Here is an 8,989-nt window from a genome sequence, read left to right as displayed (position 1 = left end):
CGAGAGGCTGCAAAATAGCTTTTATATGAGCGAGAGCGATCCGAGCCTCGATCTCAAACTGATCCAACTTTTTAAAATTTTAGACAAAAGCATCGACGCCGTGCTTTTTGACGAAGTGGTGCTTTGAAAATCATAAATCAGATCGTTTTAACGAGCGATTATGAGGGCTTTAAAGATAAAATTTTAGCCGAAATTCCGCGCAAAAATTTAAGGTTTTTCGAAAGCACCGAGCTTAAGATCGACGAGGCGCGAAAGATCATAGACGAAGCCTACGTCGCCGAGCGAGAGAATAAGATCATCGTCATCGCTGCTACGAAATTCGGCGAGGAGGCGCAAAACGCCCTGCTTAAAATTTTAGAGGAGCCGCCTAAAAATACGGTATTTTTCCTGATCACCCCCTTCATCAACGCCCTGCTGCCTACCATCCGCTCGCGCCTCGTGGTGCAAAATCTCTGCGTGCGAAAGCCCAGATACCGCACCGGGTTAAATTTAACCAGGCTCAGTCTAAAGGAAGCGGTGGAGTTTATCGACGCGCAGATCGCGCTGGAGCGCAAGGGCGAGCTGGATAAGACGGCGCTAAAAGCGCTCATCGGCGAGATCGCGCTAGAGTGCTTCGAAGCAGGCGTTAGGCTAAGCGGCGATGAATTGCAGCGGATCGACTGCTTGAGTTACCTCGCCGAGCACAACGCCAAAGCCCATGCTGTGCTTACTCCGCTACTGTTGATGATCGAGGAGAAAAGATGAAAATTTATAAAATTTCAAACGATGCCGACTTTGCGCTGATTTGCGAGCGTATCGGCGTGCGAAATGCGGGGCGGGCGATAATGCAGAAAAAATCGCGGCTAAACTTTTTCTATCTAAAAGACCTGCGAGCACCCGCGGCGAATATTTTAAAGCAAGATGCCCTTAGTATCGGCGCCGAGCTTGCGTGCAACGAAGGAGTGATCCTGGGGCGCGACGATACGGATGCGGTTTTGATCGCAAACGACCGCCAGATCGAAGCTTTGGCGCAAAAGGAAGCTCTGCAGGATTTCGGGCTAAAAGAGGTCGCGAAATTTCTAAGCGAGAAATTTGCCAAGCCGCAAAGCTGCGAAATAATGGGCGTCGTCAATATCAACTCCGATAGCTTCAACCCCGCAAGCCGCGCGGCAAGCTTAAAAGAGGCGATCTGCAAGATCGAAAAGATGATCGAGCAAGGCGCCGCTATCATCGACATCGGCGGCGTGAGCTCGCGCCCGGGCAGCCAGTACTGCGGCAGGGATGAGGAGTTTGCGCGCATAAAGGATGTGCTGGGCGAAATTTACCGCCTGCGTCTACACGAAAGGGCTAAATTTAGCCTCGATAGCTTCGATGAGTATTGTTTGGAATTTGCGTTAGATCGGGGCTTTAGTATCATTAACGACATCAGCGCAAACCTCGCTCTCGCACCGCTTGCGCTTCGCTACGACGCCGCTTACGTGCTGATGCACATGCAGGGAAAGCCGCAAAATATGCAGCTTGCACCCAAATATGACGATCTGATGGGCGAGATCGATGAGTTTTTTGCGCATAATTTGCAGCAGCTGCGAAGCGCGGGGCTTAAAAAGATCATCCTTGACGTGGGCATCGGCTTTGGCAAGACCGCCGAGCAAAATTTGGTGCTGATTAAAAATTTGCAGCATTTCTTGCACTTCGGCTGCCCGTTGCTTGTAGGCGCAAGCAGAAAGAGCGTTATCGATTTTTACAGCCCCTCTGCGGTCGAGGATAGGCTCGCAGGCTCGCTGTATCTGCATCAGATCGCTGCTTTAAACGGCGCTGCGATCATCCGCACGCACGATGTTTCCCCGCACGCTCAAATGCTGCGGCTAATGCGCGCGATGGACGCCGCTGCGGTAAAATTTTAGAATTTTGCGGAATTTTCACGAAATTCCATATTTTTCACGAGATTTTTGTAAATTTGCCTTATGCGGAATTCTAAAATTCCTTAAGGAAATATTTTAATTCTTTTAAAATTTTGCGAAAGAGCTTTTGCGGAATTTTATCCACATTTTATTTTACGCCTAAGCTTTTGCGTGCTTGCTTACCTAAATTTTAAAAATTTATAAAATTTCGCTCGATTTATGAGGTACGTCAAAACAGCGAAGTAAAGAGGGATAAATTCTAGCGACGATTGCACGGATTATTTCTACGCGAACCGAGTTATTTCATTTTTGGGTGAAACGAGCGCTTTACGTCAAAGCCCTTGCTGGCAATTTTTATATCATTTGGTATCGTGCCCGCCGGAGCAGAGGCGTCCTTTTTGGCGGATAAAAACTCGACTAGGCTTTGCCAGACAAAGTCGGCATCCAGATAAAACCCCATCGCGTTAAGCTGTGGATTTATCGCCGCGGTGTGAATGTTCTGTGTGAGCTTAAAAAATACGATTGGGGCGCTCAAAATTTCATCTTTGCTTATAATTTTATCGTCGCGAACAATATTTTTTAGCGTCGTTTTGCAGTCGCCCTCTAACGCCACGAGCTGCAGAATCTCCTCGCGCGTAGCCTGCTTGCCGATCATCTTGCTTAGCCACGAGACGATATGGACGCGAAATCCATCGCTAAAGCTCAAAGTTCTGTCCTTCTGATACTGCCTTCTTAATTCCGTCTCGTCAAACTCTAGGCTTGTGTAAGCTTTACCCTGAGAGGCGAAAATATGGACTAAATTTTTGCCGATGAAAATCACGGAGTGAAGCAGGCGCGGCAGCTTATTTACGTCCGTTTTACTCCAGTTTATAAATTTACCGCCGATAAAGCGGTACCCGCTAAGCTTCCTTTCAAAGACCTTTTTATCGCCCTCGTCAAGCCTCCATAGCTCGTCCGCACTGACTGGAGTAGAGTTTCTGCGGTCATAGACCAAAGTCTCGTCAAGCCCGTATTTTGACACCATAAAATCGTAATTATCTTTAAATTTCGAGATAATTTTCATGTTCGTTCCCTAAAATTTTATCTTTCAAAAGCTTCCTAATCGGCGCGCTTTGCACCGAAGCCAACGCAAAATTTTATCATCGTAAATTCGCACTGCGAACCTCGCAAATTTTACTGCTAAATCGCCAAAAATTTATATCGCAAGCTCACGGCTCGCTCAATTTTACCGCGTGTCGGCGAAATGGTAAAACCGAATGAAAAGCGTGCGGCGCGGCAAATTTTAAATTTATTTTACGCGGTGACGTAGAGTTTTAAAATTTATTTTCCGCGATGGCGCAAAATTTCAAATTCATCTTCCGCAAAACAGAGGCCGCTACCGCTTAAGTCGCAAATTTTAGTAGCGGTAAAAACCAAAGTCGCTACCGCTTAAAATCATGAATTTCGATATTTGCACCATATTTTTTGCAAAGCTCGTTTACCTTTTCTTTAAGCCTTTCCTCGTCATAGCAGATGAGATCGATGTATGCGTGCCTCTGCCCGGTTGCGCCGCCGATTATCTCTAGAAACGAGCCGCAGCTTTCTAGCTCCTCGTCCTCGATCTTGTTTCGCAGATCAAAGCCTGCCTGTACGTCGCCGCCGTTATCAATGCTAAGAAAGCAAAATTTGATGCCGAGCTCGAAGGCTTCGTTATAGATGTCGCGCTCGCCGTTTAGGTACTGATTTACGATGGCCGTTAGGCAGGTGGTGCCCACGATCACGTCCTCGCGTACCTCGCTACCGCGCGGCTGCATCTCGTAGCTGAAAAAATTCTTTAGCGGTTCGCGCGCGGCTTTTTCGCCGAATTTCTCATCGACCAGATCGGCAAATTCGCTTAGCGGCACACCGTTTTCTTGGGGTTCGGCCAGTACCTCAAGCTCGCCTAGCGTATTTATGATCGCCGTTTCGCCGATCATATTGTCAAGCAGGATAAAGCTAAGGTTGTAGGCCTTGCCCTCGTCCTGCGCGAGTAGAGCCGCTAGGTTTTTGTTGTAAATTTTAATATCCACGTCGCTTTCGTTAAACTGTGCGTAGATCATCGAGTCCTCGGCGTTTACGCGCGTATCGTACATCTCAAGTCCGCCGATACCTCGCGGCGCGCGCGGCTTTCCGAGCGTGCAGCGCATTTTGGATTCGAGCTGCTTGGGCATAGCGTTTTTGATGAAGCTTAGCCAAAATAATCGGTGCCTCATACCCTCCGGAGTTAGCACCAGATCAAGCTTATCGCCCGCGAGCCCCGTCATAAAATAGGGCTCGGCAAGGCAGATGCGAAGCTTCTCGTCGGTCTTTCGCATCGCCTTTTCAAACTCCTCCGCCGCCAGATCGGCCTTGATCTCATCTATCATGCCGCTAAATTCCGCCCAAAATTTATCCACTCTGCCCGCAAAAGTGCTTGGAATTTGCGCCTTTTCAGCTTTTTTGCTCAAACCGAATAGCCCCATAATCTCTCCTTTAATTAAATTTAAACGCAATTATAGCTTAATTTTTGCAGGCGCGGAGCGCAAGCTGTAAAACTGCCCCGCTATTCTGCGCTCCGATATACAGCCCGCGCAGTGAAATTTTACCGCCATTTTAATCAGGCAAATGAAAGTAAATTTAAAATACAATACGAATCTTAACTAAATTTAAGGAGAGCAAATGGGACTGTTTAAAAAACTATTCGGCGGCGATGACGCGAGTTCGAAAGATAACGATAGCAAAGGCGCGCAGGATGAAAACGCCGCAGCAAAAGACGCGAAAGAGAGCGAGCCCGTGTTTTACGCGGACGGCGAAGATGAGGCGATGTTAAAAGCATTCGAGCAGGCGCGAAAGAGCTTTCGCTACTTCTGGCGCGAGCTGTACTGGGAGCGCCTCCGCATCGCCCCGACGCTTAGCTTCGCCTGCGTCAAGGTCGCCTTTTCGCAAGAGCTAAACGGCAGCACTGAGGTCGAGCATATGTGGCTAAACGACGTGTATTTTGACGGCGAGCGCGTTTGCGGCGTGCTCGTAAATAACCCCAACGTGCTAAGCAACGTCAAAAACGGCGAGCAAGTCTCGGTACCGCTAGAGCAGATCAGCGACTGGATGTTTGCGATAGAGGGCAAGACCTACGGCGGCTTTAGCGTGCAGGCGATGCGCAAAGCTATGAGCGAGAGCGAGCGCGCCGAACACGACGAGGCGTGGGGGCTAAATTTCGGCGATCCTGACGTCGTACTAGTGACATACGAGCAGCAGGAGCATCCGCAAAATTTAACCGAACACCCGATGAGCGTCAATACGAAGAAAAATTTCGAGGAGTTTTTGCGCGGGTATCCGGACGAGATCGCGCGCACAGACGATGAGGGCTATACGATGCTGCACCACGAGGCGATCGCGGGCAATCTGACGAGGATCGAGCTTTTACTTGCTAAGGGCGCCGATAAAAACGCTAAAAATATCCACGGCAAAACCGCGCTTGATTATGCTAGAGCGCTCGGCTGGGATCACGTTGCGAAGGCGCTTAGCGAGTAGATAGCGTTTTGCAGCTATGCGGGCGGGCTAAATTTCACGGCTTGTAAATTAAAATTTAGCCTGTGCTGCCGAATTGGGCTATATTCTAGGTGTAAATTTTACTATCACTAGGTATGCCGGATACCGTGCGAGCATCTATTTAAATTTCACCGCTTACAAATCTGTTTGCTGCCGAATACGACCGATATAGCGCGGTAGGCTTGTTTAAAATTTGAAGCTTTTAAAATTTAGGCTCGCTAGATTTATATATTTGGTTACAGTGCGAGCTGCTTTGATAAAATTTCATTAGCTAAATTCAGTTATTGCGCGAAACGCCGGCGAAGTTAAATTTTGTGCTTGTAAATTTAACTCGTACCTATTCTTTTTACCGAGGCCAAATAGCCCATAAGCTCCGTCTTGATTAAATTTAAAGAGCATGACGCCGATCTTTGCGCAGGCTCGGGGCGCGAATTTTAAAAGCTCCGCCCTCACGTGCACTGAAAGCAGCCGCCCAAAACCTCGCATTTTTCGCAGATCTGCACGTATATGACCCCCCTCGCCCTGCACCAGCTCGCCGAATGGGATCTGCGCTAGGTCGCAGTCGGCACGGCAGAGCTCAACGGCCTCGGCACGATCAGGCAGAGATTTGTCGAGATGAGCAACGTACGGCTAGCCTAGGAGATGACCGACCTCATCACAGCTCAGCGCGCGTATGAGGCCAACTCAAAGGCGATCACGACGAGCGACGATATGCTCTCGATCGCAAATAGCCTAAAAAGATAGCCTAAACTAGGCTAAATTTACGCCGCCGCACCTGAAACTACTTTGCGGATTTCGGGTTTGGCGGCTTTTTTAAATTTTGCCCGCTTTTGCCGTTAGGGAGTTAAATTTGAGCGGTGATTTTATACTGCGGCTCGCGAAAGCTAAATTTGAGCAAAATTCGGGCTAAATTTACGGACGCCGCGATTTTTGTTTAAGGCGACTAAATTACCGCCTTTTAGTGTCCTTGCTCGTTTAGGATTTTATAATTATTACAACCGCCCTGATTGCCTAAATCGCAAGCCTTGCCGAAATACTCTTTTGCCACTCCTTTATCTTGCCTTACGCCCTTACCATCATAATATAAAACCCCGAGATTAAAGCAAGCGTCTGCATATCCCATATCGCAAGCTTTAGAAAATAGTTCGCTCGCTTTTTTATAGTCCTGTATTACGCCTCGACCTTCATCATATAAAAGCCCGAGGGAACCGCAACTAATTGCATTTCCGTCGTCGCACGCTTTTTGTAGTGCCCCTATATCCTCGCCCGCCGCAAACAAAACCATAGCGCAGGCGAGCGCCGCGATTAATCTTTTCATAAATTTACTCCTACCAAAATTTTTATCGGTATTTTATAAAATTTAGCATTAAAAAAAAGGTAAATTGACGTTAAAGGTTTGAAATTCGAGCAAGCCTGATTTTTGCCGAGTTTGCTCAAAATCGCGCCGCAAAAGAAAGCTGTCAAATTTAGCCTATTTAGGGTAAATTGAGCGCCAACGCCGCCGCAAAAACCCGAATAGCCGCCCTAAAACCCGTAAATTTGCTCGCTTGCACCCAGAAATTCGCCGCCGATAACCACGGAAAATTTGCCACGCACAAGATCGTATCGCTACTGCCGTCATGTTTCCTAAACCTTAGCATAAAATTTCGCCGTAGCGGTGCCGCAGCGACATAATCTCGTTGCCGCCACTATGCCGTGCCGCCCGCAGCGATCCGTGCCAATATAATTTCGTCGCCACCGATAACCTCATCGTCGCAGCAATGTCGCCTCGTTACCGCGTCCGTCGCAAAGTTTCAAATTTTACTTTTTATCGTGGTTTTTAACCAGATATTCTATGATATTTACCGCATTATCGATGCCGCAATACGACGTGTCGATGCAGATATTGTAGTTGGCGGATGCGCCCCAGACTTGGTTGGTGTAGTATTGATGAAAGCTCATCCTGCCTGCGTCGCTGTTTTCCATATACTCGCGCGCGTCGGTATGGCCCTCTTTTTCTAATCTGGCAAGCTTAAACTCATCGCTCGCGCGTAAAAATACCGTCAGCAGATCTGGATGTCCGCGCAAGAAAAACCCGGCGCAGCGCCCAAGCACTATAACGTTGCCGCCCGAGACGATCTTTTCGTAGATTGCTACGATGCGATCGCGCTTTTGCTCATTGGCTAGCTCGTTGTGCGATATTGCCTGAAGTAGCGTATTTACGGGCATTTCGTTGTAGAACTCATACATCTGCTCGAAGCAGCCAAGCTCGTCTGCTTTGCGGAGCAGATCCGCCTTGGCTAGATAGGTGTAGCCTAAGCGCTCGGCTAGTTTGCGCGCGGTTTCGCGCCCGCCTGCGCCCGTTTGTCTAGCGATCGAGATTATCATATTTTCTCCTTAGATGAAATGTGCAAAAATACCGGCACCGATGACGGTAAGAAGTCCTGTAACCGCCATTGCTAAAGACGCCATTGCGCCCTCTACGTCACCGATCTCAAGAGCGCGCGCCGTTCCCATCGCGTGGCTCGCGCAGCCTAGGGCGATACCTTTTGCCATCGCCTTTTTGATGCCAAAAATTTTAAGTAGTGCCTCGCCAAATACGCTACCGATGATGCCCGTAGCGATGATGCAGGCTACCGTTAGTGTCACGATGCCGCCTAAGCTTTCGCTGATACCCATACCGATCGGCGCTGTGACGGATTTCGGTAGTAGCGTGACATACATTGTATGATTTAGCCCAAATATCACCGACATCGCGTAGATGCTGCCTAGCCCTGCGATCATACCCGAAATCAGTCCTGCAAAAATAGCTAAAAAATTACTTCGCAAAAGCGCCAGCTGCTCGTATAGCGGTACGGCTAGACAGACGGTAATCGGCGTTAAGAAAAAGCTAATGTGCGAGGCGCTCGCATTAAATTTCTCGTATGGAATTTTAAAGATTAAAAGCACGCAGACGGTAAGCACGATACCGATTAGAAGCGGGTTGAAAATCGTTAGCTTAAAGCGCTTTTTTAGATAAAGTCCCAGCTCAAACGAGCCTAGGCACAAAAATACGCCGAAAAAAGCGGAGTTCATTAAAATTTCTCTCATTTTTTGTCGTCTCCGGATAAAATTTCGCGCTCTAGCTTCGCATCCACGCCCTTTGTATTCACGCCGTCTTGTTCGTGCGCGGCTGCGTAAAGCCTGCGCTTAACGCGGGCGAGGGCGATTTTATAAAAGATCTGCGTTACCGCGCCGCTTGCACCGATGACTACTACCGTAGAGACTGCTGTAATCGCGATGATTGCGAAAAGATGCTGGCGCAGCGCATCGCCTGCGATGATGATCGCGGCACCCGCCGGGATGAAGATCACCGGCATAATCTGCATAAAAAACGATACGGTTTCTCTGATCTGCGATACTTTGATGAGTTTGAAGATCAGGGCTAAAAGCATAATAACTAGTCCGTAGATGCTAGCGGGGATCGGCACAGGCACGAGCGCCGCCAAAATCTCCGCAACAAAAGATATTCCTAAAATCACGCTGAATTGGATTAAGTAGTTCAAAGCTTACCTCGGATTAAAATTTAGCGTTAAATTTAGCAC

General features: G+C 48.3%; 10 protein-coding genes and 1 pseudogene. 5 read left to right on the top strand and 6 right to left on the bottom strand.

Going from position 1 to position 8,989, the window contains the following annotated elements:
• Positions 1-7 precede the first annotated feature (7 nt).
• Genes Q0274_RS05725 through folP form a run of 3 tightly spaced genes read left to right on the top strand, consistent with a single transcriptional unit; the run spans position 8 to position 1,883 of the window.
• Positions 8-127, top strand: coding sequence for a HobA family DNA replication regulator (locus Q0274_RS05725; protein ID WP_298028296.1), 120 nt, complete (start codon positions 8-10; stop codon positions 125-127).
• Positions 124-744, top strand: coding sequence for a DNA polymerase III subunit delta' (locus Q0274_RS05720; RefSeq protein WP_298028293.1), 621 nt, complete (start codon positions 124-126; stop codon positions 742-744). Before Q0274_RS05725 ends, Q0274_RS05720 begins: the two co-directional genes overlap by 4 nt.
• The gene (folP, locus tag Q0274_RS05715; RefSeq protein WP_298028292.1) at positions 741-1,883 is read left to right on the top strand and encodes a dihydropteroate synthase; all 1,143 of its coding nucleotides are present in this window, start codon (positions 741-743) and stop codon (positions 1,881-1,883) included. Before Q0274_RS05720 ends, folP begins: the two co-directional genes overlap by 4 nt.
• Positions 1,884-2,178: 295 nt before the next feature.
• Here folP and Q0274_RS05710 read toward each other — a convergent pair whose 3' ends face one another.
• The gene (locus tag Q0274_RS05710; RefSeq protein ID WP_298028291.1) at positions 2,179-2,943 is read right to left on the bottom strand and encodes a hypothetical protein; all 765 of its coding nucleotides are present in this window, start codon (positions 2,941-2,943) and stop codon (positions 2,179-2,181) included.
• 358 nt (positions 2,944-3,301) lie between these two features.
• Positions 3,302-4,360, bottom strand: a complete 1,059-nt coding sequence (locus Q0274_RS05705; RefSeq protein ID WP_298028290.1) for a hypothetical protein — start codon at positions 4,358-4,360, stop codon at positions 3,302-3,304.
• Positions 4,361-4,556: 196 nt separating this feature from the next.
• Between Q0274_RS05705 and Q0274_RS05700 the strand changes: the two genes are divergently transcribed.
• Entirely contained in the window at positions 4,557-5,408 is an 852-nt protein-coding gene (locus tag Q0274_RS05700) for a DUF2314 domain-containing protein (RefSeq protein ID WP_298028289.1), read from the top strand.
• A gap of 597 nt (positions 5,409-6,005) precedes the next feature.
• Positions 6,006-6,170, top strand: a pseudogene (locus Q0274_RS05695) (flagellar basal body rod C-terminal domain-containing protein); the annotation flags it as partial.
• Between the two features lie 214 nt (positions 6,171-6,384).
• Here the strand turns inward: Q0274_RS05695 and Q0274_RS05690 are convergent.
• The 4 genes from Q0274_RS05690 to Q0274_RS05675 all read right to left on the bottom strand — a co-directional run bounded on the left by Q0274_RS05690 (position 6,385) and on the right by Q0274_RS05675 (position 8,950).
• Positions 6,385-6,744 (bottom strand): tetratricopeptide repeat protein, encoded by a 360-nt coding sequence (locus Q0274_RS05690; RefSeq protein WP_298028288.1) that lies wholly within the window; start codon positions 6,742-6,744, stop codon positions 6,385-6,387.
• A gap of 482 nt (positions 6,745-7,226) precedes the next feature.
• Positions 7,227-7,793: an AAA family ATPase gene (locus tag Q0274_RS05685; protein ID WP_297943274.1), complete on the bottom strand. Its 567-nt coding sequence runs from the start codon at positions 7,791-7,793 to the stop codon at positions 7,227-7,229.
• A 9-nt stretch (positions 7,794-7,802) separates the two neighbouring features.
• Complete coding sequence (locus Q0274_RS05680) at positions 7,803-8,495, bottom strand: LrgB family protein (RefSeq protein WP_295151400.1); 693 nt, start codon at positions 8,493-8,495, stop codon at positions 7,803-7,805.
• Positions 8,492-8,950, bottom strand: coding sequence for a CidA/LrgA family protein (locus Q0274_RS05675; RefSeq protein ID WP_081451750.1), 459 nt, complete (start codon positions 8,948-8,950; stop codon positions 8,492-8,494). The genes Q0274_RS05680 and Q0274_RS05675 overlap by 4 nt, the downstream gene beginning before the upstream one ends.
• Positions 8,951-8,989 lie beyond the last annotated feature (39 nt).

The organism is uncultured Campylobacter sp., assembly GCF_937973075.1.
In the GTDB taxonomy this organism is placed as follows: domain Bacteria; phylum Campylobacterota; class Campylobacteria; order Campylobacterales; family Campylobacteraceae; genus Campylobacter_B.
The sequence above is the reverse complement of the archived record's forward strand: the minus strand, read 5'-3'. Positions and strand labels throughout refer to the sequence as shown.

Bases quoted from the DNA above. Each gene is read 5' to 3' on its own strand.
- folP (WP_298028292.1), top strand. From the start codon at position 741: ATGAAAATTTATAAAATTTCAAACGATGCCGACTTTGCGCTGATTTGC.
- Q0274_RS05700 (WP_298028289.1), top strand. From the start codon at position 4,557: ATGGGACTGTTTAAAAAACTATTCGGCGGCGATGACGCGAGTTCGAAA.
- Q0274_RS05710 (WP_298028291.1), bottom strand. From the start codon at position 2,943: ATGAAAATTATCTCGAAATTTAAAGATAATTACGATTTTATGGTGTCA.
- Q0274_RS05685 (WP_297943274.1), bottom strand. From the start codon at position 7,793: ATGATAATCTCGATCGCTAGACAAACGGGCGCAGGCGGGCGCGAAACC.
- Q0274_RS05705 (WP_298028290.1), bottom strand. From the start codon at position 4,360: ATGGGGCTATTCGGTTTGAGCAAAAAAGCTGAAAAGGCGCAAATTCCA.
- Q0274_RS05680 (WP_295151400.1), bottom strand. From the start codon at position 8,495: ATGAGAGAAATTTTAATGAACTCCGCTTTTTTCGGCGTATTTTTGTGC.
- Q0274_RS05690 (WP_298028288.1), bottom strand. From the start codon at position 6,744: ATGAAAAGATTAATCGCGGCGCTCGCCTGCGCTATGGTTTTGTTTGCG.